We start from the raw sequence: 22,562 nt of genomic DNA on the forward strand, positions 1-22,562 counted from the left end.
GCGGCCCACATGTTGCATGGCCATGACCACCTGAACCGGCTCTGACCAAGCACGTGGGAGGGGTACGTACTGTGCGCAAGCCCAGCAACAACCATGGAAGACCGGCGTCCGGCACAACCAGGGGGGCGGCGACCGCCGCTCTCCTGGCGGCCGCGGGACTCCTGATCACCGCGGTACCGGCCCAGGCGGCGACCCCGCCGCCGGCACCGTCCGTCGAGGTCGTCCCCGGGGAGGACACCGCGACACCCGCGCTCGTGGAAGGCCTGCGCGAGGCCGTGGACGCAAAGGCCGCTCCGGCGGACGCGGCCCGCGGACACCTCGCCGCCAAGGAGAGCCGCTATCGCATCGCCGAACCGCGGCGCGATCTCGTGCCCGTCCAGACGCTGCAGCACGGCGCGGACGAAACGGTACGGCTCCAGCAGAAGCACCGCGGAATCCCGGTGCTCGGCGGCCAGTACGTCGTCCGCATGGAGAGCGCCGGCGGCAAGCGGGTCGTCACCGGCACCTCGGGCAAGTACTTCACCGGGCTGACGGCCGGCACCGAGGCGTCCGTCACCAAGGACGTCGCGGTGCGCCGCGCCGTGGGCGCCACCGCTGCCCGGCTCGGCCACGCACAGCTCACCAAGGCCGACGCCGTACGCAAGGAGGGCGAGAAGTCCCAGAAGGCGCAGGCGCTCAGCGGCACCGCGGGCGGCCTCGTCGTCATCCCGCGGGGCGACGGCGTGCTCGCGTACCACGTGACCGTGCGCGGCACGAACCCCGCGACCGGCGAACCCGTGCTCCAGCACGTGTACGTCGACGCGCGGTCGGGCTATCCGGTGCTGCAGTACAGCGGCATCAAGTCCGTCACCCCGCCGAAGGCGGCGGCGGACGCTCACCCGGCGGCGTCGAAGGCCGGCGCGTCGAAGGCCGGCGCCTCGAACGCGGCCGCGACGGGCAGGGCCCCGGCCGCGGAGTCCGCCGAGCATCCCGGCATCAGGGGCAGCGGTCAGCGTCTCGACGGAACCAAGGTCGGCCTCGACCTGTACCTCGACGGCACCCGCAGCGAGTACGTCATGACCGACTACGCGCGGATGGCCGACAGCAGCAAGAACACCCTCAGCACCTGGGACGCCTCGGACCGCGACGTGAGCGAGGTCTCGGGTCAGTGGCCCGCCGGCATCAAGGTGTTCGGCTCCGCGGCCGCCGACTTCGGCAAGGACGCCACCGACGCGGGCGCGGTCGACGCGCACTGGGCCGCGGGCCAGGTCTACGACTACTACAAGAAGCAGCACGGCAGGAACGGCCTCGACGGGCGCGGCTCCACCGTCAACTCGCTCGTCGGCGTCACCCTGTTCGGCGGCAGCTACGTCAACGCCTTCTGGGACGGCCAGAAAATGGTCTACGGATCGGGCGACGAGGAGTTCAAGCCCCTGTCCGCCGACCTCGACGTCGTCGGCCACGAGATGACCCACGGAGTCGTCGAGAACACCGCGAACCTCGTCTACGCCGGCCAGTCCGGGGCGCTGAACGAGGCCGTCGCCGACTACTTCGGCAACGCCATCGACGTCACCGCGTCCGGCCAGTCGATGGACGACCCGGCCGCGGGTCTGATCGGCGAGGACCTGTGCCGGACGAAGGGCCCGCGCGACTGCGCCTTGCGCAACCTCGACGACGGGGCGACCACCGCCAAGAACTTCCTCGGGGTGACCTTCGGCACCGACAACGGCGGCGTCCACCTCAACTCCACCATCTTCTCCGGCGCGTTGTGGGACATGCGCCAGGACCTCGGCGGGGAGCTGGCCGACCGGATCGTGTACAAGGCGCTGTCCGAGTACATGACGCCGCTCGACGGCTTCACCGAGGGCCGCGCCGCGGTGCTCGCCGCGGCGAAGGACCTCGGCGTCACCTCGAAGCAGCAGAACGTGGTGAAGCGTTCCTTCAGCGCCCACGGCATCGTGCCCGGCTGGGAGGACGCCCTCGGGGTCGACTCCGAGCAGCTCCTCGACAAGCTCAACATCAGCGGCACGGGGGTCCAGGCCGGCGGCGGCTGGTGGACCACGTCCCGGTCCAACGACGACGGCTCCGAGCCGTACTCCGTCTACGCCGGACGCGCGGACGGCGCAGGGGCGCCCAAGCTGATCAGCCCGAACGACGGACGCTTCCACGTCTACCCGGCGACGGACGGCAAGACCGTCGTGTGGGCCGCGTACGGCGCCACGAGCCTGGACATCCTGTCCCGTCCGGTCACGGGCGGCCCCATCAAGAAGCTGTACACGTCGTCCAGCGACATCTCGGGGCTGCGGGTCGAGAACGGTGTGGTCGTCTTCGAGACCTTCGGGATCTTCGGCGATCGCCATGTCGCCTATCTCCGTCCCGGCGACAGCCGGCCCACGTACGCGGACGGCGGCAGCTTCCTCCTCGCCACGGCGCTGCCCTCGATCGCCCAGGGCCGGATCGCGTACGCCAAGCTCTACCCGGGCGAGACCGACTACAAGCTGGGCGTCGAGATCCTCGATCTGAAGACGGGCACCAAGACGCTGACCGAGCAGCTCGGCGACCCGCAGGGCCTCGGCCAGACCGGCATCAACAGCAAGCACGTCTTCTGGCTGACCGACGAGAACGCCGGCGACGCCGGTGAGATGGGCGTGCGGCGGGCGGACCTCGACGGCCGTGGTGCGTTCGACATCAGCTCCGAGGCCAAGCCGCGGGCGCTGATCGCCTTCGACCTGACCGTCTCCGAGGACGCGGTCACCGTCAACAGCCAGCTGCCGGACACCGAGTGGCGCAACGAGACGCTGCCGAAGCTGTGGCAGCTGACCACGGACGGCAGCCGTCAGGAGCGGGTCTCCTGCAACCGCGGTGAGCAGTTGTCCCCGGCCGCGGTGTCCGGACGGCAGGTCGTCTGGCTCGACGGCACGACCGGCTTCACCGACCTGGTCACCCGTAGCCGCCCGGCGGGCCTCTGCGGCTGATCACGGCGTCGGCTGATCACGACGTCACCGCGTACGACAGGAGCCCCCGGCGTGGCACGCCCGCGCCGGGGGCTCCTTCGTGCTGCCGCGCGAGGTCCGCTGCATCTTCCGGGGGCGACCCCCGGACCCCCGGCAGGGTGGGTCAGCCGTTGGCGAGCGCCACCACGCGGTCCAGCGCTCCATTGCTGCATCTTCCGGGGGCGACCCCCGGACCCCGGCAGGGTGGGTCAGCCGTTGGCGAGCGCCACCACGCGGTCCAGCGCTCCATTGCTGCATCTTCCGGGGGCGACCCCCGGACCCCTGGCAGGGTGGGTCAGCCGTTGGCGAGCGCCACCACGCGGTCCAGCGCTCCATTGAACTTGTTGTGGTCGCCGACGATCGGGCCGGTCGAGGTGTACTGCCACATCGTGTAGTAGGACCAGCCGGCCGGAAGCGTCCCCGGGGTGGTGTTGTAGCGGGCGACCCAGAGCGGGTTGGTGGCACCGAAGCCGCTGTGGTTGCCGGTGCACTGGGTCCACCAGCTGGTGGCCGTGTAGATGACGGCGTCGCGTCCGGTACGGGCCTTGTAGCGGTTCAGGAAGTCACGGATCCAGGTGACCATCGCGGACGGCGACTTGCCGTAGCAGGCGTCCCCGTACGGGTTCCACTCGATGTCCAGCACGCCCGGCAGCGTCCTGCCGTCGCGGGACCAGCCGCCGCCGTTGTTCACGAAGAAATCCGCCTGGGTCGCGCCGGTGGTGGTGTCGGGGGTCGCGAAGTGGTAGGCGCCGCGGATCATGCCGATGTTGTACGAACCGTTGTACTGCTGCGCGAAGTACGGGTTCTCGTAGTACGTGCCTTCGGTGGCCTTGACGTAGGCCCACTTCACGCCGTTGTTCCACAGCGCCGACCAGTCGACGTTGCCCTGGTGGCTGGAGACGTCGACGCCTTCGGTCTGGACGGCGCGGCTGTCGCGCGGCAGGCCGCCCCGGCCGTCGTGGGCGACGACCCCCATGCCCATCCGGGCCGAACCGCGGGCCGGCGCGTCGGCGGCCGACGCCGCGCCGGGGAGGGTGAGGAGGAGGGCCAGGACCGCGAGGAGGGTGCCGGCCACGGTCCAGCGGGTGGTGATGGTCCGTCCGATTCCGGTCGTTCCGGATCTGTGCACGAGCATTGCGTGCCTCCGAAAGGCCTAGGTGGGGGAGAGCGGCATGGTGTGGACATGCCATATCGAAGCTAGGTGCGGGAAAGCCGCCGACGGAAGAGGGGCCGGTTCCTGCCGTTGGTCTACGCCTGCGAAATACTGGGCGAGCTGCGGCAACGGCGGCCGCAGAAAGAAACTTTCATCGCCGGGAAAGCGCGCGAGGGGTGCTGACGTGCACGGAAGCGGTACGGGGAGTGAAGCCGACCCGAAGGGAGGGAAAGGCGTGGACCACGAGTTCCGCGAGATCCTGGCCCTGGAGCGCGAGTTGGCCGTCTTCCTGCGCCGCGCACGGGCCAGCTCCGGGGAGATGGCCCGCGAGGTCCACCCCGAACTGGAACCCGCCGCGTACGGACTGCTCGTACGGCTGGAGGAGTCCGGCGCCCAGCGCGCCACCGAACTCGCCGCCTACTTCGGCGTCGGCAAGGCGACCATGAGCCGTCAGCTGCGCGCGCTGGAGGAACTCGGTCTGGTCGTCCGGGAGCCCGACCCGGCGGACGGGCGCGCCTCGCTGGTCCGGCTCACCGAGGAGGGGCTCACCCGCTTCCGGGCCGTACGCAAGGCCCGGCGCGACCGGTACGTACGCAAACTCGCCGACTGGGACCGGGGCGAGGTCGCCGAGCTGGCCCGGCTGCTGCAGCAGCTCAACACCGCGGACGAGGGGTGAGAGGTAGGGCGCATCGGTCTGAAGGCCGCGCTCCGGATCAGGCCGGTCCTTGTCGGTCCGGGTCCGGAGCGGCGTCCGGTGCCTCAGCTGGAGCTGGAGCTGGAGCTGGAGCTGGAGCTGGAGCTGGAGCTGGAGCTGGAGCCGGTGCCGGGGCCGGGAGTTCCGCGTACACCGCCGTCGCGTCGTCGTGCGTCTTCCAGCGCCTGATGCCGCCCCGCTGCGCGTCCGCGCTCTCCAGCGCCCGCACCCGCTCGATCAGGCCGTGCGGGCCCTCCTTGTGCAGCAGCCCCATCAGGTCCGCCCAGCCGCCCTCCTCGAAGAGATCCGTCCAGCGGGACGCCCCGTCGGTGAGCGCCGCCATCGCCCGCACCCTCGCGCGCGGCGTGCTGCCCGTCACCGCGCGCCCCGCCACCTCGGGGTCCGCGGCGGCCGTGAAGAAGCCGCCCTCCTGGTTGCGCAGGGCGTCCGTCGCGCTCAGCGAGCGGAAGATCTCCCGCGGAATCCGGTCCAGTCGGTCGTCCACGACGGCCCGCACGGCACCGTCCGGCGACTCGAGCAACAGCGTCGAGTCCGACAGGACGAGATGTTCGACCTCTTCCTCGTCCCAGCGTGCGACGACCACCGTCGCCTGCGGGGTGCGCACGTGAGAAAGGTCACAGGTGTCCCGGTGGGCATCGGCCGTGCGCCGGATGGAGTGCGCGAGAACCTCGGCCAGCGGCTTATCCCGCCGCGAACCGGACAGTTCGATCAGGGCTCCGCCGAGTCGTGCGGTGAACCACGGGACGCCGTGCACACAGCCGTCGTCGCCCTGGGGAGGCGTCACCCCGTCCAGGACGACCAGTGATCCGCCCTGGCCCGAGGCGGGGAGGGCGACGGAAGCCCAGTCCTCGTTGGGGCGTTCGGGAGCACCGGGGACAGTGGCCAGTTCGAAGCGCATGATCCCCAGTCTGCACGAGCCACCACGACTCCTTCACGAAGCCCGCCAGAAGGCGTGATTGGCCGAAAGCACCCGGACGACCAGCGGTTTTCCCTCGGAATGATCGACTCCGGCGAGCTGCGGGCGCGCATCTTGCCAAAGCCCGCGCGGAAGGTCCAACCGACGCACCGCGGGGGCCGGAAAAGCCTTCGCGAACGAGTTGTTTGTCAACTCCCGAGTGATGTTCACTCGTTCGCGTGGCGGAGCGGCCGATGCGCGTCCCCCTCCTGACGGCGCTGGAAAGGTCATGGGCCGTGCCAGGGGTGGGGGACTCTCGTGATGACCGGCCGTCACCTCTGCTTCATGGGCGGACGAGTCAAGAATGCGAGCACCGGTGCAGAAGAAGCGGCCTCGGGGCAAGGGCGGCATGAGCGGTACGGCTTCCGGGCCCACGGCACCTCAGGTGCCCCCGGCGCCCCAGGTTCCCTCGGCATCGCCCGAGGAATCCGCGGTCCATGCGGCTGCGGCCTTCGCGGGGCCCACGGCGCCTTCCGCGTCTTCCGCTTTCCCGGCCTCCGTACCTCCGGTGGTGTCGGCCGAGGCGCGTGCCGCCTCCGACCCGACGCTCGTCCCCGGCGGACGCCCCGTGCGGGTACGTCGCCGGCTCGTCGCCGGTGTCGCCGCCGTCTCCCTCGTCGTCATCGCCGCCGGCGCACCGGCGATCCTCCTCGCCTCCGACGACCTGACGGAGTCCCAGCGGCTCGTCACCCTCGCCGAAGTCAACCGGCAGGCCGTGACCCTCGCCCACTCCCTCGCCGACGAACGCGACGAGGTCACCGCGTACATCGCGGCCGGCCGCGAGGACCAGCAGGGCGAGAAGAAGGACCGCCGCGAGATCTCCGGCAACGGCAGCGCCCGCGTCGACCGTCAGATCGACGAGATCCGCGGCAACGTCCCGGCCGACCACGCCGACCTCGGCCGCGATCTCGCCGCCGTGCCCTCGGTCCGGCGCACCGCGCTCACCGGCAAGGGCAGCGCCCTGGAGGCGTACAAGGCGTACACCGACATCATCGCCGGGCTGCACGCGCTCGCCGACGACCTGGCCGAGAAGACCCCGGCCCGCGCCGCCGACGCCGGTCGCGCGCCGTCCGCGCTCGGCCTCGCCGTCGAGCAGGCCTCCGCCACCCGCGGACTGCTGCTCGCCGCGCTCTCCGTGCCCGGCCCCTCGAACGACGGCCCCTCCTTCGACCCGATCACCGGACTGCCCGTCGAGGACGAGGACGACGCCAAGACCGAGGCCGCCCGCAACGTCCTCAGCGGCGCCGCCCAGCAGGCCCGCGTCCGCGAACTCGCCGCGCTCGCCGACTTCGACCAGGCCGCGAGCAGCGAGGCCAGGAGCCGGCTCAGCGCCACCGTCACCGGCCCCGAGGTGAAGACCGCCGAGGCCTATCTCGGCCGTCTCACCGACCAGCCCGAACTCTCCGAGAAGGACCGCAAGTCCAACCGCGAGAAGCTCGAATCCGCGCTCTCCGCCCGGATCGAGCAGATGCGCGGCGCCGAGTCCGCGCTCGCCTCCTCCCAGGTCGAGCGCCTGGAGCAGCTCCGCGACGACGACGTCACCGACCTGGAGCTGCGCATCGCGCTGCTCGGCGGCTGCCTGCTCGTCACCATCGGCATCTCCGCGGCCGTCGCCCGGAGCCTCACCCGCCCGCTCGCCGTGCTCCGGATCGGCGCCGCCCGGCTCGCCGCGACGCCCGAGGCCGGGGAGCCGGTCCGCTTCACCGGCCGCAACGACGAGTTCGCCCAGGTCGTCCGGTCCCTCAACACTCTGCACGGAAAGCTGCTGGACCTCGGCGCCCGGGCCGAGCGGCTGGACGCCGAGCGCGGAGAACTGACCGCCACCCGCGAGGAGCTCGCCGCGCAGCGCGCCGAGCTCCAGCAGCGCGCCGCCGAGGTCACCGACCAGCTCGAGAAGATGCGGCGCACCGTCAGCCACACCTTCGTCAATCTCGCCCTGCGCACCCTCGGACTGGTCGAGCGGCAGCTCGGCGTCATCGAGAAGCTGGAGGAGCGCGAACAGGACCCGGACCGGCTCGCGACCCTCTTCAAGCTGGACCACATGGCCACGGTCATGCGCCGGCACAGCGAGAACCTGCTGGTCCTGGCCGGCTCCGAGCACGGGCACAGCCACCCGGGACCGGTGCCGCTGGTCGACGTGATGCGTGCCGCGGTCAGCGAGATCGAGCGGTACGAGCGCATCACCATCCAGTCGCTGCCGCCGCACGCCCATGTCGCCGGGTTCGCCGCGGACGACCTGAGCCATCTCGTGGCGGAACTGCTGGAGAACGCCACGTCCTTCTCGCCGCCGGACGCACAGGTCCAGCTCTCCGGCTGGCTGCTGGAGAGCGGCGAGGTCATGCTCTCCGTCCAGGACGAGGGCATCGGCATGACCGCCGACCGGCTGGACGACCTCAACGCGAAGCTCGCCGCGCCGGAGCGGCCCGGCGACCTCGAACCCGGTCTGGACGGGGAGGGCCTCGGGCTGCGGGTGGCCGGGCTGCTGTCCCGCCGCCACGGCATCCGTGTCCAGCTGCGCGAGCAGAAGCAGGGCGGCATCGCCGCGGTGGTCGTCCTCCCGCAGGCGCTGCTGCCGACCGGGCCGCCGACCGCCACTCCGCAGTCGGCGCCCGTCCCGGGCGGCGCTCCCGCGCTGAACCTCCCCGGTTCGGTCGCGGAGGCCAACTCCAACGCCCTGCCCGGCCGTCGCCCGTCCGCCGGTGACCCGTCCACCGGTGACCCGTCCACCGGTGACCCGCTCGCCGGTGACCCGCTCGTCGCTGCCGCGGAGGACGCCGTCCGCGCGGCGGAGAGCGAGCAGCCGCGAGGGGTGGACCAGGAGGCCGTGAACGAGGCGGCGCCGGCCGAGCCCGGGACGACGATTCCCGCGCCCCGGCGTGAGCCGGAGCCGCCGTTCGGGCCCGAGCCGGTGATCCCCGCGGCGCGGCAGGAGCAGGAGCCGACGGCCGAGGCCGAAGCAGGGGCCTTCGCCGACGAGGCCGAGCGCGTCTTTGAGCCGCGACCCGAGTACGTCTTCGACGATGTGTCCGGGCCGGGACCCGAGTACGTCTCCGACGACGTGCCCGGGCAGGTGTCCGAGCCGGAGGACGCGTACCTCTCCGACGACGTACCCGGGCACGACGCCGAGTCCGGGCACGACGCCGAGCCCGAGTCGGCCCCCACCCCGGAGACCACCCTCCAGGTCCGTCTGCCGCACCCGTCGCCGGAGCCCGACGCCCACGAGCGTGTGGCCGACGCCGCCGACCAGTCGGATCACGCGGACATGACCGGCGGCGATGCCGGGGAGGCGGTCACCGACAAGGGTCTGCCCAAGCGCACCCCCAAGGTCGTCGCCCCCGCCGGGGCGCCCCAGGAGCGCCCCCGGTCCGTCGACGCCGAAGATCTCCGGCGCCGCCTCGGAGGCTTCCACCAGGGTGCGAAGGACGGGCGCCGCGACGTGGAGGCGGAGTTCGCCGAGGCCACCGGCCGGACGGAGAGCGCCGCCCCCACAGGGACCACGGAACAGAAGGCTCAGAACGAGGATTCGGGGGACATCGTCGAGGAGGCACGTAGTTGACCGCGACCGGAACATTCGGGCTGAGCAGTGAAGCCCGCAACCTTCACTGGCTGTTGGGCAACCTCGTCGAGGAGGTACCGGGAGTCCGCTCCGTCGCGGTCGTCTCCTCCGACGGCCTCCTCCTGCTGTCGTCGGACCCGGCGCACACCGCCGCCCCCGCCACCACCAAGCGCCAGGACGGCCCGCGCGGTTCCAGCGCCGACCTCGCCACCATCGTCTCCGGCATCGGCAGCCTCACCATCGGCGCCGCCCGGCTGATGGACGGCGGCGGAGTCAAGCAGACCATGGTCGCGATGGCGGAGGGCAGCCTCTTCGTGATGTCCATCAGCGACGGCTCGCTGCTCGGCGTGCACGCCAACGCCGACTGCGACATGAGCGTCGTCGCGTACCACATGGCGCTCTTCGTCGGCCGCGCCGGACACGTACTCACCCCCGAAGTCCGCAGTGAGCTGCGCAAATCGTTGGAGAGCGCCCAATGACGTCCGCCGCCCAGCCCGCCCCCCGGCTTCCGATGCGCGGTGACGGCAAACGCCCGGCCCGCGTCCGCCCGTACTCGCTCACCGGTGGCCGCACCCGGTTCGGCCACGTCCTCCTCGTCGAGACGTTCGTCGCGGCGCTGGAAGCGGCCGACGAGCGCAAGGAACTGACGAACGGGAACCTCACCTCCCGCGTCATGCCGGAGATGCTGGCCATCGTCGAACTCTGCCGCCGGATGCGAACGGTCGCCGAGATCTCCGCACTGCTGAAGATGCCCCTGGGCGTGGTCCGGGTGCTGCTCAGCGACCTCGCGGACCAAGGAAGGATACGCGTGTATGGGACCGGGCACGGCGATGGCCGCCCCGACCGCGCGCTGCTCGAAAGGGTGCTGAGTGGACTCCGTCGTCTCTGACCTCCCCGCCGCCGTGGAGGACGAGAACGTCCAGGCCTGGCAGAACGACCGCACCCGCGCACCGATCGCCACCAAGATCGTGGTCGCGGGCGGCTTCGGCGTCGGCAAGACGACCTTCGTGGGGTCCGTCTCCGAGATCACGCCGCTGCAGACCGAGGCGCTGATGACCCAGGCGAGCGAGGGGACCGACGACCTCACCGCGACGCCGGGCAAACTCACCACGACCGTCGCGATGGACTTCGGACGGATCACCCTCGACGACGACCTCGTGCTGTACCTCTTCGGCACCCCGGGCCAGCAGCGCTTCTGGTTCATGTGGGACGACCTCGTCCGGGGCGCGATCGGCGCGGTGGTGATGGCCGACACCCGCCGGCTGAAGGACTGCTTCCCCGCGCTCGACTACTTCGAGAGCTGCGGACTGCCCTACGTCGTCGCCGTCAACCACTTCGAGGGGACCCCTGCCTACGAGGCCGAGGACGTCCGGGAGGCCCTGACCGTTCCGGCCCACGTCCCTGTCGTGATCATGGATGCGCGTCAGCGGATCACGGTGATCGAGTCGCTGCTCGCGCTGGTGGGCCACGCGCTCGACGCCACCCCCGAATAGCCTCCCCGCACCGCACGTCCCCGTAGTCGCGCAAGGAAAGAGCCCCGCCATGCGGAAGATCCTCATAGTCGGCGCCGGCCAGTCCGGACTCCAGCTCGCCCTCGGCCTCCAGGCACAGGGCTACGAAGTCACCCTCATGTCCAACCGCACGGCGGACGAGATCCGGTCCGGCCGGGTCATGTCCACCCAGTGCATGTTCCACACGGCGCTCCAGCACGAACGCGATCTGAAGGTCAACTTCTGGGAGTCCCAGGCCCCGAGGATCGAGGGCCTCGGTGTGTCCGTCGCCGGCCCCGAGGGCCAGCGCGTCATCGACTGGGTCGGCAAGCTCGACGGCATCGCCCAGTCCGTCGACCAGCGCGTGAAGATGGCCGGCTGGATGGAGACCTTCGCCCAGCGCGGCGGCCAGCTCGTCATCCACGGCGCCGCCGTGTCCGACCTGGACTACTTCGCCCGCACCTACGACCTGGTGATGGTCTCCGCGGGCAAGGGCGAACTCGTGTCGATGTTCGGCCGCGACGCCGCCCGCTCCCCGTACGCCGAGCCGCAGCGCGCCCTGGCCGTCGCCTACGTCCACGGCCTCGGCCCGCGCCCCGAGCACCCCGACTACGACGCGGTCCGCTGCAACCTGGTGCCGGGCGCCGGCGAACTCTTCGTCATGCCGACCCTGACCACCTCCGGCCGTGCCGACATCCTCTTCTGGGAGGGTGTCCCGGGCGGTCCGCTCGACGTCTTCCAGGGTGTGAAGGACCCCGCCGAGCACCTCTCCCTGACGCTGGAGCTGATGGAGAAGTTCACGCCGTGGGAGTACGCCCGCGCCACGAAGGTCGAACTCACCGACGCGGGCGGCACGCTGGCCGGCCGCTACGCCCCCACCGTGCGCAATCCGATCGGCCGGCTGCCCGGCGGCGGACTCGTGCTCGGTGTCGCCGACGTCGTCGTCGCCAACGACCCGATCACCGGTCAGGGCTCCAACTCGGCCTCCAAGTGCGCGGCCTCCTACCTCGCATCGATCACCGAGCACGGTGACCGGCCCTTCGACGAGGCGTGGATGCAGTCCACCTTCGACCGCTACTGGGACACCGCCCAGCACGTCACCAAGTGGACCAACGCGATGCTCGGCGTCCCGCCGGAGCACGTCCTCAACCTGATCGGGGCGGCGGGCGAACTCCAGCCGGTCGCCGACCGGTTCGCGAACGGCTTCAACGACCCGGCGGACTTCGAGAACTTCTTCTATGACCCGGAGAAGACGTCGGCGTACCTGGGCTCGGTCGCCGGAGCCTGACGGGCTTCTGCCCGGCACTGACCCCACACAGCACGAGATCAGAGGCCCGGACGCACTGTCCGGGCCTCTTCGTCCTGCGCCCCGTCCGTGCTGGTCGGGGCGGGCTCTGTCGGCGCGCGGTGAACGCTCCGGACGGTCGCGTACGACGATGCATGGAGACGGGAACGGAGACGGGAACGGGAACGGAGACGGGAACGGGCCTCAGGCAGGGAGCGCAGTGGCCTGCCGGCCTTTGCCCTGCCGCCGGTAGGCGCCCGGGCTGAGGCCGAACTCCCGCTTGAAGGCACGGTTGAAGGTGAACTCGGAGCTGTAGCCCACCCGCTCGGCCACAGCCTGGAGCGGCGCGTCGTCATCGCTGCGGAGGATCCGTCCGGCCGTGCTCATCCGCCACCAGGTCAGGTACGCCATCGGCGGGCGCCCGACGAGGTCGGTGAAGCGCCGGGAGAACGCGGACCGGGACACCCCCGCCCGTCGGCTCAGTCCCTCGACGGTCCAGGGAGCCGCGGGTTCGGCGTGCATGTCCTGGAGCGCTGAGCCGATCGTCGGGTCGGCGAGTGCCGCGGCCCAGCCGCCGGTCCCGCGCGGGGCGTGGTCCTGGTACCAGGCGCGCAGGATGTACAGCAGCATCGTGTCGAGCAGCGCGGGGATCGCCGCATCGGTGCCAGGTCTGCGCTGGTCCAACTCGTCGCCGAGCAGGTCGACGACCGAGGTGAGCGCCATGCGACTGCCCACCCGCCGCGGGAGGTGGATGACGGCGGGGAGCTCGGCGAGCAGCGGGTGCGCGCCGGCTCGATCGAGCTGATACGAGCCGCACATCAGGAGCGTGAGGTCGCCGGCACCGTCTGCGGGGCCGGGCGCCGACACCCATGTGTCGTCCATGTCGTCCGTGACGTCGACGAGTTCGCTGTCGGGCGAGTCGGCCAGCGCGATCTCCTGGCCGTGCGGTACGAGTACGACATCTCCGGCCCCCAGGGGTACCGGGCCCCGTCCCGCGAGCAGCAGCCAGCACCGGCCCTGCAGGACGACATGGAAGCCGATCTCGCGCGAGACCGGGAACCGCAGTCCCCACGGCGCCGTCCGGCGGGTGCGCGCGGCATGCGGCCGACCGGTGCGGATGGCGGCGACCGCGTCGCTGACCACGTCCATGCTCGGATCATACAGATGATCCCCAGGATGAAGACGAACGGACAAAACTTTGCCCTTCTCAAGCATGGATCATCCACGGTGAGCTTCATAGGCTGCCTTACAGCAACCCCAGTCCGGCGAGTACGGGAAGAAGCGAATGCCAGGGCCTGGCCCAAGGGGTGGCGCCGTTCGGTGTGCGGGGCAACAGCGTGACCCCGGGTTTCACGGAGAGCTCATGGGGCCGCTCGTTCGTCCAGGCGCTGGCCGAGCACGCGGGCACCGGCTACGACGAGGCGCGCGCGCAGCTCCTGGCGGACATCGGGATCCCGCTGGGCCGACCGGTCCGCCCGGAGGAGGTCGCCGAGCTGGTCGCCTTCCTCGTCTCCGGCCGCGCCTCGGCGATCGTGGGCGCCGAGCACGTCATCGACGGCGGCAGCAAGCCGACCGTGTGACCCACCGACACGAACAGGAGAAGAAGCATGACAACCACCGCGCCCCGGATCGTCCGGCGCTATTTCGAGCTCGCTCCCACACCGGACAGCGAGAGGTACTTCGCCCTGTTCGCCGACGACGCCGTCGTCGAGGACGAAGGCAAGGAGTACGTGGGCATCGACGCCATCCGAGCCTGGCGCACCGAGGTTCCCCTCGTCCAGTACACGATCACCGGCCTTGAACCGGTCGGCGATGGGCTGGTGGTGACCTGCACGGTCGCGGGGGACTTCCCGGGCAGCCCCGTCGCCGGTCTGACGTTCCACTTCGAAGCGTTCGACGAGGACCACGTGAAGATCCTCCGCATCCGCCCCTGAGCACGCAGGTTCAGTGATCCGCCGGTGGACGTCACCGGGCCGGGGATGATGGGGGATGACGTGCGACCGCCCCCGGCCGCCAGGCGGCCGGGGGCGGTAGGGGTTCTACCAGTAGATGACGGCGTAACCGGCGCCGCCGTCCCTGCCGTTGTCACCGGACTGGGCGAAGAACTCCTCGTCCTCGCCTTCACCGCCCTCACCACCGTCACCGCCGACAGCGGCGGAGTTCGGCAGGCCGACGATGCCGTCGGCGACCGCGCCGCCACCGTTGCCGGCGGTGCCGTCGGAACCGGGACGGTTCGCACCGGCGGTGGAGCACGACGAGTCCCCGCCGTCACCGCCCGCACCCGGAGAACCGGCGTCGGTGTCGTCGGTCGTCCCGCCACCGCCTCCGCCGCCGCCCTCGGCGGTGAGGAGCGCGGTGCCGTTCGGCTTGTTGAACGTGGTCGCGCCACCCTCGGTGCCCGGCTGGCCGTCCCGGCCCGCGCCACCTCCGGGGCCGCTGTCGCCGGCGGTTCCGACGTCCACCAGGTAGCTCTTGCCCGGCTTGACCGGGACAAGGCACCAGGTGAAGCCGCCACCGCCACCGCCGCCGCCGTTGCCGCCGTCGGCGGCCGGGACGTCGCCGCCACCGCCACCGCCGCCGCCACCGCCGCCGGCACCCCAGGCCTGGATGAACACCGAGGTGACACCGGCGGGAGGCGTGAAGACCGCGTCCTCGCCGAACTGCTCCAGCCCGTGGAGGACTTCGGGGTACTTCGGCTTGTTCTTGCCGTGACCCTTGCCGTGCTCCTTGCGCTCGTCCTTCTTCTCCTCGCCGCGATCCTCGCGCGAGGCGGCCTGCTCCTCGCCGCGGCCTTCGCCGTGGCCCTTGCCGTGTTCCTTCTTCTCGGAGCCTTCGTCCTTCTTCTCCGAGCTCTGGTCCGGGCGTTCGTCGCGCTGGTCCTTCTTCTCGGAGCCTTCGTCCTTCTTCTCCGAGCTCTGGTCCTGACGCTCGTCACGCTGGTCCTTCTTCTCCTCGCTCTCGTCCTCGGGCTGGGACTCCTGCACGTCGGAGGGCCGGGACTGACGGTCGCCGTGCGGTTCCGGATCGAGTGCGTGAACGGTAGGGGCCATCACCAGCAGCTGGCTGGTCACAGCGACCACGCCGGCTATGGAGGCAAGCAGGACCCGCGCGCGTCGCGCCCGGGGAAGTCCCATGGTCGGGAATCGATTGTTCATGTCTTGGCTTCCTTCCCCGCGGTCACATGACTGCCGCAGGAGTGCGAGGGGGAACAGCGTGCGGACCGACTGCCCGCACGAGGCTCATCCCAGCCGCCCGCACCGAGGCGCGCGCGCCGTCGGCGCGCTGCATGATCCGGTCAGGTGACCCTTCTACCCGACTGGTGTACGCGGGGCGTGTGCCGACGCCTCTCATCACGGGCCGTTTGTCCTGGTGGGGGGCGCCGGTGCACCGAGGGCGGCCAGTTCCCGCGCGGAGAGGGACGCCAGCATCGCTTCCACGTCCTTCAGCCGGGCGCGCGCCGTGTCGCGCCGACCACGCTCCTCCTCGGCGAGCGACTGCTGGCGGTCGAGGGCCTTGCGCGACGCCGTCGCCAGCGCGTCGACACGCAGCGCCCGGCGCTCCAGCCGGTTGATCGCGGCTCGTCTGCTGCCGGCCGCGCGCTCCAGCAGATACCCCTGGTCGAGGGCGCGCCGAGGATCGCGTGCCAGCAGGAGCCCGAGGTACGGGGGGAGTTCTGTCCTGCCCTGGTACTGCCGTCGGGCCAGCAGTCCGGCGTCGACGCGGCTGCGGGCGAGGGCGTCGCGGGCGTCGGCGAGAGCGGTGTTGAGCCGTCCGGTCTCGACGGTCTGCGCGACGAACAGGTCCTGGGCCACGTCGTACGCCTCTTCCGCCTCGGCCGACTTCCGGAACAGCCCCTGGAGCTGGGTGAGGAGGCGCGAGACCCTCGCGGGTGCGACACCGGCCGCAGGAGCGACACCGGCCGCGGGCGCGGCCGCCGGACCGGGCGCGGGTTCCGCCGCAGGACCGGGCGCGGCGGACGCCCCGAACGCCATCACCGCCGTGCAGAACGCGGCGAGCACTCTGCCTGGCACGTCATCACCTCCGGTCGTCCGGATGTCCGGATGGCTCCGGTCTGTTCCGGCCGGCTCCGGTAGCGATGATGCGGCGGCGCCCCCACGACGGCCGCAGGAGTGGCCGGACCGGCCCAACGCGGTCACCCGCGGCGGGCCGATCGGCACGCCGCCCGGCGTGGCTGCTGGATTGTCGGCTACAGGTGTCCGCCGCAGCTATCCGGCGCGGGTATCCGGCGCCGCTAGCCGCCGATGGGCAGCGCGTAGAACGCGCGGTCGCGCCACACCACGGCGGTCCGTCCCGCCATCACAGCCCGATAGCCGGACACGGGTGTCCGGCCGCCCGCGTCCTGGAACTTCCACAGCCGACCGCCGTCCGCCGTGGTGAACGCCGTGACCTGCGTCGACTCCAGGACCAGCGCGGTACGGCCGCCCGCCGACAGCAGCACGCGCGGTCGCCCGCCGTCGCCGCCGGCCTCCGTGGACTGCGTCCAGCGGCTCGCGCCGGTCGCCGCGTCCAGTGCGTACAGCCGATGACCTGGGGTCGGGACGTACAGCGTGCCGTTCCGGACGACCGCCTCGCCGGACGCGCCGGCGGCCCGCCACAGATGCTTGCCGGTGCGGGTGTCGTACGCGTGCAGGTCGTCGCCCGCCGCCGCGTACAGCCGGCCCGAGGGGTCGCCGGACACGGACGCGCCCTGGTGGACCGTCCCGAAGTACTTGCCCCACAGGCGCTTTCCGCCAGGCCGGTCGTACAGGGCGAACAGCGCGCGGCCCTTGTTCACCTTCTGCTGCTGCGGGGTCAGCGAGGCGCTGTCCTGCCGTACGAGGATGCCGTCGGGCCGGACCACGACGCCCTGGTACCGCGGGACGGCGTTGCGGCCGCGTCCGTTCGGGACCTGGGCGCGCCACAGCTCCTTGCGCGCGACGGCGTCGTACGCGAAGAGGTACGTCCGGGCGCCGGACGTGCCGGTGAACCAGACCACCGCACCGTCGGCGGCGGCCACCGCGCTGACATGGCCGGGAGCGGCGGCACGATGCCGGACGGCGCCGTCCTGCGGCGACAGCCACACGAAGTGTGTGGCGCCGATGACGAACAGCGCGTCGCCCGCCACGACGGGCGCGTGCCCGGCCGTCGCGGCGGCGGGCTGCGTCCACAGCTTCCGGCCGGTCCGCAGATCCACGCCCGTGCACTGCCGGTCGTCGGCCACGGCCAGCACACGGTCACGCCACGCGGTCGCCTGCAGTGCGCCGCTTCCCGCGTGCCGGTACGCCCACAGCGGCGTGGGCGGCACCCCGGTCAGGGGCTTCGCGCCCGGTGCGGGCGAGGGACCGGGCCGTGGTGGGGTGGGCTTCTCGTCCCCGCCCGCCAGGGCGGCCCCGACCCCGCCTCCGACCAGCAGCCCGACGGCCCCGGCCACGCCCCCGAGGACCACGGCCCGCCGCTCCGCCCCGGCCTTGGCGGCCAGCACGGACGCGGTGAGTACGGACTTGGGCGCCCCGTCGCCTTCTGCTGCGGCGGTCGCTCGGCCGGCGGCCGGCGCCTCACCCCGGCCGGGCTGCGGAGTCCCGGTCCAGCCGTGGGCGGGGACACCCGCACCGGCGTGCGGCGGGGCGGCCGGCGCGGTGCCGGGGGAGCCGGCGACGGTGGCGGAACCCGCGTGGCCCTCCGCAGGTCCGCCCGACGGTCCGGCCGGTCCCGCAGGCACGTGTGCTCCTGCCGTGGCCGCGGATCCGGCCGTTCCCGCCGTGCCCGGCGCCTGCGGCGGTGGACCCGATGCCGCCGGGGGCAGGGCGCGAGGCAGGCCCAGGGCGGCGGTGGCCCTGTCGGCGGTACGCAGCTGGACGGCACCGAGCGCCAGGGTCCTGCGGCCGTCTTCGGGCCGGGTGTCGGAGGACTCGCCGTCCTGCCGCCGCTCGCTCTCGCGCCGCGCAGCGGCGTCCGTCGCGGCGGGCTTCGCGCTCTCGGCCGGCGAGGTGTCCTGCGGCACGAAGTCGGCCGGCACGGCGTCCTGCGGCGTCGTTCCGCCCGGCGTGGCGGCGATGGCCGGGAGGTCTCCGGCCCCGGGCGTGGGACCGGCGGCGCCCGCCGCGGTGGGCGAACCGCTCGCGTCCGCCGAGGACGGCCCGCCCAGCAGGCGGGACACCGCTCCCGCCTGGTCCGCCAGGGCGGCAGGCAGAGCCTGCGGGAGCCAGCCGTCGCCGTCCTTGGCCAGTGCCGCCGCGCCCTCCAGGGCGAGCGTGGCCGCGGCGCTGCCCGCGGTGGGCCGGGCCGCCGGGGACTTGGCGAGGCAGGCGGCCACCAGGTCGCGCAAGCCGTCGGGGACACCGTCCAGTCCGGGCTCGGCGCCGGCGATGGCCGGGCCGTCGGGGAAGGGGGTGGTGCCGGTGGCGGCGTAGGCGAGCAGCAGGCCGAGGACGAAGACGTCGGACGCCGTGCCGGGCTTCTCGCCGGCGAGCTGCTCCGGGGTGAGGTAGCCGAGGCGTACGGACAGTCCGCCGCCGGGGGCCGGTTCGGCGTGGGCGGCCGCGCCCAGGGCGCCGAAGGCCGTGAGCCGGGGCCCGTCGGCCGCCAGCAGTACGGTCTCCGGCGCGAGCCCGTGCAGCACGGTGCCGGTGGCGTGGACCCGGGACAGGGTCTCGGCGAGACCCGCGCCCAGGACCCGTACGGTCCGCTCCGGAAGGGGTCCCACGAGCGCGATCGCCTCGCCGAGCGTGACGGCGGGGACGTACGCGTACGCGGTCCACAGCTCGGGTCCGTCCGTGGACGTGCCGACGGGTGCGGGGACCCAGCCCCCGGCCAGTCGCTCCGCCGTACGGGCCTCCGCCTCGAAGCGGCCGCGGAACGCCGGGAGCGCGGCGAGCCCGTCCCGGGCGAGGGACACGACGACGGCGGCGGCGCCGTGGTCGGTCTCCGCCCCGGTCCCGGCATCCGTCCCGGTCCCGTCAGCGGCGTCGATGTCCGCGGCCCTGGCGAGGTACTGGACCGTGCTCGCGGTCACCCGCAGACGGCCCAGCGTCGTGTACGGGCCGACCCGTCGCGGGTCGCCGTCCTGCAGTGGCTCCATCGGCGCTGCTCCCCCCGTGGTCGTACGCTCGCCCGTGATCCTATTCGGCCCGCTTCGGCTTCGACCAGGGCCAGTTGAGGGTGCGGCGCTCCCGGCCCTCGGGCACGTACTCGTACTTCCAGCCGCGCGGCAGACCGAGCCGTCGCGAATGGCCGGCGGGGGCGCGGCGGTACGCGTACACGGTGTGCGGACCGCCGTCCTCGTCCGGGACCGGCACCTCGTACCACTGCGGGGGACTGCCGGTGGGGCCGACGAGGACGGGCAGGACCTGTCCGTCCAGCGGTCCGCCGACGAAGGGGGTGTTCTCGCTTCTCACCCGTCCAGTCTCGCGCAGCCGGGCGCGAGGGCTACAGCAGGTGGCCCGCCTCGCCCACGAGGGGCAGCACCCGGCGCCCGAGCGATCCCACCGGGCCGGACGGGGACTCCAGGGCGAGCAGCTGCCGGACGACGTCCGCGGTCTGCCCGTCGGAGGCCGCCGTCGCCGCCAGCAGGGCGATGAGGTGGTCGACGAGCCAGTCCCGCAGTTCGCCGACCGGAGGCCGCTTGTCCTCGTCCAGCCAGATCAGTGACGCGGCCTCGACCGCGGCGATCCAGGTACGCACCATCATCCGCAGCCGGGGGCCGGGGGCCGGGACCCCGAGGTGGACCAGGATCTGCTCGGCCGCGGCGCGCCGTACCCCGTCGACGATCGCGCTGGTACGGGACGTCTCGGCGACGCTGCCGCCGCGCATCAGCGCGCTGAACCCGGCGTCGTGCTCGTCGACGAAGACGAGATAGCGGTCCAGGACCCGGCCGAGCCGCTCGGTCGGCGGCCCTGTGGGCGGCTCGGCGAAGCACAGCACGAGCGCGTCCGCGGAGCTGCGCAGCGCGGCCTCGTACAACTGCTGCTTCCCGCCGGGGAAGTAGCGGTACACGAGGGGCCGCGAGACCCCCGCCGTCTCGGCGACGTCGTCCAGCGACACGTCCTCCGGCGCCCGGTGGGCGAACAGCGTGAGGGCGGCGCGAAGAAGCTGACTGCGCCGCTCCTCCACACTCAGGCGCCGGTACGCGCGATTCGTCGCGGGAGCACTGGAGGTCATACGTGCAGCCTAACCGCCCCTTCCCGGAGCAGGGCGGCCGTCACCCGGCCCGTGGCCGGAAGGCCGTCACGGCCGCCCGCCCTCAAGCGAGCAGTCCCGAGCTCTTCCACAGTCGGCGTCCCGGGCCCCGGAGTACGCCGATGTCGTCGAGGAAGTCCGTGAGCCGCTTCGCGCCCGTCTGCATCACCTCGCGGCGGTGGCCGCTCGCCCGCACCTGGGCGACGGCCTCCCGGCGGTCGAGGCCGACGTTCTCGTAGACCTTGGGGTTGACGAAGCAGACGGAGAAGACCCGCGCCGCCTCGCCGCAGCTGATCCGCGTGAACTCCTGCTCCCAGCGCGGCGCGGTCACCATCTGGCGGCGCAGCTCCTCGCGTGCGTACCGGACATGGCGTGCCTCCTCGACCACATGGATGCGTGTCACACCCCGCACCAGGGTCTGGACGCGCTCGTCCGGGAAGGTCAGGCGCTGCATCCAGTCGAGGATCTCCTCGCCGAGCAGGGTGGCGGCGAACGAACCGGGGGTCGTGGAGACGGTCTTCAGGACGCGGGCGAGGTTGTGGTAGACCCGGGGGACCGGATAGGCCGGGGCGCCACCCTTCTGGATCATCTTCGCGAACATCATCGAGTGCCGGCACTCGTCCGCTATCTCGGTGAGGGCGTAGCGCACATGGTTGCTGGTCACCGACTTGTCGTAGATGTGCCGCACCAGCAGCTGCATGAGGATGATCTCGAACCAGATGCCGAGCGAGGCGAGCGACGCCGCCTCGTGCCGCGCCAGGTCCATCCGCTGTTCCTCGGACATCCGCTGCCACAGCGGGGTGTCGTACAGGGACACCAGCTCCGGCGGCCAGAACCACTTGCCCTCCTCGATCGGGGCCTCCCAGTCGAGTTCCTTGTCCGGGTCGAAGGAGTGCTTGGCCGAGGATTCGAGCAGGCGCGCGGCGACCTGTTCGCGGTCGCGCAGCGGCCCGAGGGCGTCGCGGAGGAGCGTGAGATCGCGTTGGGTCACAGTCGTCATGCCACTTATGAGACTGCGCGTCAGTAAGGGCGTCAATCCCTTGCGCGGTACTTGTTGACTGGGTGTCTACCAACGTGTGAGCCTGCCAACAGACCGTCAGTTCGTCAGTGCGAGGCGAGGGAGCCTTTCGTGTCGACGTATGACTACTACACCAACCCGCCCCGGGAACCCGTCTGGTCCGTCCCGGCCGCCGGCGCCGCCCGCTTCAGCTGGGAGTACGGGGACGGACGCGACCGGCTGCTCGCCCTCTACCAGAAGGGCAAGGACAAGCAGTGGGACGGCGCCAAGCGCATCGACTGGGACCTGGAGGTCGATCCGTACGACCCCCTCGGAACCCCCGACGAAGCCCTCAGCCTCTACGGCACCCGCCACTGGTCGAAGATGACCGAGAAGGACAAGGGTGATCTGCGCCGGCACTACTCCTCCTGGCAGTTCAGCCAGTTCCTGCACGGCGAACAGGGCGCGATGGTCTGCGCCGCGCGGATCGTCGAGTCGGTGCCCGACCTCGACGCGAAGTTCTACTCCGCCACCCAGACCATGGACGAGGCCCGGCACGCCGAGATCTACGCCCGCTTCCTGCACGAGAAGATCGGGATGCTGTACCCGATCAACGACAACCTCCAGGCCCTGCTCGGCGACACCCTGCGCGACTCCCGCTGGGACATGCCGTACCTCGGTATGCAGGTCCTCATCGAAGGGCTCGCCCTCGCCGCGTTCGGCATGATCCGCGACACGACCGAGAAGCCGCTGCCGAAACAGATCCTGGCGTACGTGATGCAGGACGAGGCCCGGCACGTCGCCTTCGGGCGGATGGCGCTGCGCGACCACTACAAGCAGCTCACGGATGTGGAGCTGCGCGAGCGCGAGGAATTCGTCATCGAGGGCTGCTATCTGATGCGGGACCGGATCCGCGGGATCGAGGTGCTGGAGGACTTCGGCATCCCGAGGAAGGAGGCCGAGGAATACACCGAACAGTCCGAGTTCCTGCACCTCTTCCGCAAGCTGCTCTTCAGCCGGATCGTGCCGTGCGTCAAGGACATCGGACTGTGGGGCGAGCGGCTGCAGAAGGCGTACGTCGACATGGGCGTCTTCGAGCTCGGCGACTCCAACCTCGACCTGCTGATGAGCCAGGACGAGGAACTCGCGGAGCAACTGGACCGGGAGCGCTTCGCGGCGGAGGAGGCGGAACGGGTGGCCGAGGTGACCGAGGCGATCACCGAGGGCGGCGGCACCTGACCTGCGACGGGACGCTGTCCGTCCC

19 protein-coding genes are annotated in these 22,562 nt (G+C 72.0%); 10 read left to right on the top strand and 9 right to left on the bottom strand.

Annotation, left to right across the window (positions count from 1 at the left end; translation table 11 throughout):
* Nucleotides 1-71 precede the first annotated feature (71 nt).
* Complete coding sequence (locus tag OG766_RS24085; protein ID WP_328726181.1) at nucleotides 72-2,954, top strand: M4 family metallopeptidase; 2,883 nt, start codon at nucleotides 72-74, stop codon at nucleotides 2,952-2,954.
* Nucleotides 2,955-3,267: 313 nt separating this feature from the next.
* On the opposite strand, the gene OG766_RS24090 is transcribed toward OG766_RS24085, so the two are convergent.
* Nucleotides 3,268-4,107: a lysozyme gene (locus OG766_RS24090; protein ID WP_328726182.1), complete on the bottom strand. Its 840-nt coding sequence runs from the start codon at nucleotides 4,105-4,107 to the stop codon at nucleotides 3,268-3,270.
* 202 nt (nucleotides 4,108-4,309) lie between these two features.
* On the opposite strand from OG766_RS24090, the gene OG766_RS24095 reads away from it, so the two are divergent.
* Nucleotides 4,310-4,801 (top strand): MarR family winged helix-turn-helix transcriptional regulator, encoded by a 492-nt coding sequence (locus OG766_RS24095; RefSeq protein WP_385481511.1) that lies wholly within the window; start codon nucleotides 4,310-4,312, stop codon nucleotides 4,799-4,801.
* A gap of 37 nt (nucleotides 4,802-4,838) precedes the next feature.
* On the opposite strand, the gene OG766_RS24100 is transcribed toward OG766_RS24095, so the two are convergent.
* Nucleotides 4,839-5,738 (bottom strand): hypothetical protein, encoded by a 900-nt coding sequence (locus OG766_RS24100; RefSeq protein WP_328726183.1) that lies wholly within the window; start codon nucleotides 5,736-5,738, stop codon nucleotides 4,839-4,841.
* A 373-nt stretch (nucleotides 5,739-6,111) separates the two neighbouring features.
* Here OG766_RS24100 and OG766_RS24105 point away from each other — a divergent pair, with 373 nt between their 5' ends.
* The 5 genes from OG766_RS24105 to OG766_RS24125 are packed head-to-tail and all read left to right on the top strand — an operon-like array spanning nucleotide 6,112 to nucleotide 12,129.
* Entirely contained in the window at nucleotides 6,112-9,351 is a 3,240-nt protein-coding gene (locus OG766_RS24105) for a nitrate- and nitrite sensing domain-containing protein (protein WP_443045616.1), read from the top strand.
* Nucleotides 9,348-9,830: a roadblock/LC7 domain-containing protein gene (locus tag OG766_RS24110; protein ID WP_266383010.1), complete on the top strand. Its 483-nt coding sequence runs from the start codon at nucleotides 9,348-9,350 to the stop codon at nucleotides 9,828-9,830. Before OG766_RS24105 ends, OG766_RS24110 begins: the two co-directional genes overlap by 4 nt.
* Nucleotides 9,827-10,240, top strand: coding sequence for a DUF742 domain-containing protein (locus tag OG766_RS24115; protein ID WP_266383012.1), 414 nt, complete (start codon nucleotides 9,827-9,829; stop codon nucleotides 10,238-10,240). The genes OG766_RS24110 and OG766_RS24115 overlap by 4 nt, the downstream gene beginning before the upstream one ends.
* On the top strand, nucleotides 10,221-10,844 hold the full coding sequence (locus OG766_RS24120; RefSeq protein ID WP_266383015.1) for a GTP-binding protein: 624 nt from the start codon (nucleotides 10,221-10,223) through the stop codon (nucleotides 10,842-10,844). Before OG766_RS24115 ends, OG766_RS24120 begins: the two co-directional genes overlap by 20 nt.
* Before the next feature lie 49 nt (nucleotides 10,845-10,893).
* Nucleotides 10,894-12,129, top strand: coding sequence for a styrene monooxygenase/indole monooxygenase family protein (locus OG766_RS24125; RefSeq protein ID WP_266383017.1), 1,236 nt, complete (start codon nucleotides 10,894-10,896; stop codon nucleotides 12,127-12,129).
* 201 nt (nucleotides 12,130-12,330) lie between these two features.
* Here OG766_RS24125 and OG766_RS24130 read toward each other — a convergent pair whose 3' ends face one another.
* Entirely contained in the window at nucleotides 12,331-13,275 is a 945-nt protein-coding gene (locus OG766_RS24130) for an AraC family transcriptional regulator (RefSeq protein ID WP_328726185.1), read from the bottom strand.
* A gap of 146 nt (nucleotides 13,276-13,421) precedes the next feature.
* On the opposite strand from OG766_RS24130, the gene OG766_RS24135 reads away from it, so the two are divergent.
* On the top strand, nucleotides 13,422-13,706 hold the full coding sequence (locus OG766_RS24135; protein ID WP_328727522.1) for an SDR family oxidoreductase: 285 nt from the start codon (nucleotides 13,422-13,424) through the stop codon (nucleotides 13,704-13,706).
* A 27-nt stretch (nucleotides 13,707-13,733) separates the two neighbouring features.
* Nucleotides 13,734-14,060: a nuclear transport factor 2 family protein gene (locus OG766_RS24140; RefSeq protein ID WP_266383023.1), complete on the top strand. Its 327-nt coding sequence runs from the start codon at nucleotides 13,734-13,736 to the stop codon at nucleotides 14,058-14,060.
* Between the two features lie 105 nt (nucleotides 14,061-14,165).
* Here OG766_RS24140 and OG766_RS24145 read toward each other — a convergent pair whose 3' ends face one another.
* The 6 genes from OG766_RS24145 to OG766_RS24170 form a co-directional block, all read right to left on the bottom strand.
* Nucleotides 14,166-15,281, bottom strand: a complete 1,116-nt coding sequence (locus tag OG766_RS24145; RefSeq protein WP_328726186.1) for a hypothetical protein — start codon at nucleotides 15,279-15,281, stop codon at nucleotides 14,166-14,168.
* 195 nt (nucleotides 15,282-15,476) lie between these two features.
* Complete coding sequence (locus OG766_RS24150; protein WP_266383029.1) at nucleotides 15,477-16,157, bottom strand: hypothetical protein; 681 nt, start codon at nucleotides 16,155-16,157, stop codon at nucleotides 15,477-15,479.
* A 221-nt stretch (nucleotides 16,158-16,378) separates the two neighbouring features.
* Nucleotides 16,379-19,204, bottom strand: coding sequence for an outer membrane protein assembly factor BamB family protein (locus OG766_RS24155; protein ID WP_328726187.1), 2,826 nt, complete (start codon nucleotides 19,202-19,204; stop codon nucleotides 16,379-16,381).
* A 40-nt stretch (nucleotides 19,205-19,244) separates the two neighbouring features.
* Nucleotides 19,245-19,520: a hypothetical protein gene (locus OG766_RS24160; RefSeq protein ID WP_328726188.1), complete on the bottom strand. Its 276-nt coding sequence runs from the start codon at nucleotides 19,518-19,520 to the stop codon at nucleotides 19,245-19,247.
* A 31-nt stretch (nucleotides 19,521-19,551) separates the two neighbouring features.
* Nucleotides 19,552-20,283 (bottom strand): TetR/AcrR family transcriptional regulator, encoded by a 732-nt coding sequence (locus OG766_RS24165; RefSeq protein ID WP_328726189.1) that lies wholly within the window; start codon nucleotides 20,281-20,283, stop codon nucleotides 19,552-19,554.
* 82 nt (nucleotides 20,284-20,365) lie between these two features.
* Nucleotides 20,366-21,301, bottom strand: a complete 936-nt coding sequence (locus tag OG766_RS24170; protein ID WP_266383041.1) for an AurF N-oxygenase family protein — start codon at nucleotides 21,299-21,301, stop codon at nucleotides 20,366-20,368.
* A gap of 129 nt (nucleotides 21,302-21,430) precedes the next feature.
* Here OG766_RS24170 and OG766_RS24175 point away from each other — a divergent pair, with 129 nt between their 5' ends.
* Entirely contained in the window at nucleotides 21,431-22,537 is a 1,107-nt protein-coding gene (locus OG766_RS24175) for a ferritin-like domain-containing protein (RefSeq protein WP_266383045.1), read from the top strand.
* Nucleotides 22,538-22,562 lie beyond the last annotated feature (25 nt).

Origin of the sequence: Streptomyces sp. NBC_00259, from assembly GCF_036181745.1 — a bacterium.
GTDB classification, from domain to species: Bacteria; Actinomycetota; Actinomycetes; order Streptomycetales; family Streptomycetaceae; genus Streptomyces; species Streptomyces pratisoli.

What these genes read in the sequence shown, in the direction of transcription:
- OG766_RS24090 (WP_328726182.1), bottom strand. Translation starts at nt 4,107, where the DNA reads ATGCTCGTGCACAGATCCGGAACGACCGGAATCGGACGGACCATCACC.
- OG766_RS24100 (WP_328726183.1), bottom strand. Translation starts at nt 5,738, where the DNA reads ATGCGCTTCGAACTGGCCACTGTCCCCGGTGCTCCCGAACGCCCCAAC.
- OG766_RS24115 (WP_266383012.1), top strand. Translation starts at nt 9,827, where the DNA reads ATGACGTCCGCCGCCCAGCCCGCCCCCCGGCTTCCGATGCGCGGTGAC.
- OG766_RS24125 (WP_266383017.1), top strand. Translation starts at nt 10,894, where the DNA reads ATGCGGAAGATCCTCATAGTCGGCGCCGGCCAGTCCGGACTCCAGCTC.
- OG766_RS24130 (WP_328726185.1), bottom strand. Translation starts at nt 13,275, where the DNA reads ATGGACGTGGTCAGCGACGCGGTCGCCGCCATCCGCACCGGTCGGCCG.
- OG766_RS24140 (WP_266383023.1), top strand. Translation starts at nt 13,734, where the DNA reads ATGACAACCACCGCGCCCCGGATCGTCCGGCGCTATTTCGAGCTCGCT.
- OG766_RS24145 (WP_328726186.1), bottom strand. Translation starts at nt 15,281, where the DNA reads ATGAACAATCGATTCCCGACCATGGGACTTCCCCGGGCGCGACGCGCG.
- OG766_RS24155 (WP_328726187.1), bottom strand. Translation starts at nt 19,204, where the DNA reads ATGGAGCCACTGCAGGACGGCGACCCGCGACGGGTCGGCCCGTACACG.
- OG766_RS24165 (WP_328726189.1), bottom strand. Translation starts at nt 20,283, where the DNA reads ATGACCTCCAGTGCTCCCGCGACGAATCGCGCGTACCGGCGCCTGAGT.
- OG766_RS24170 (WP_266383041.1), bottom strand. Translation starts at nt 21,301, where the DNA reads ATGACGACTGTGACCCAACGCGATCTCACGCTCCTCCGCGACGCCCTC.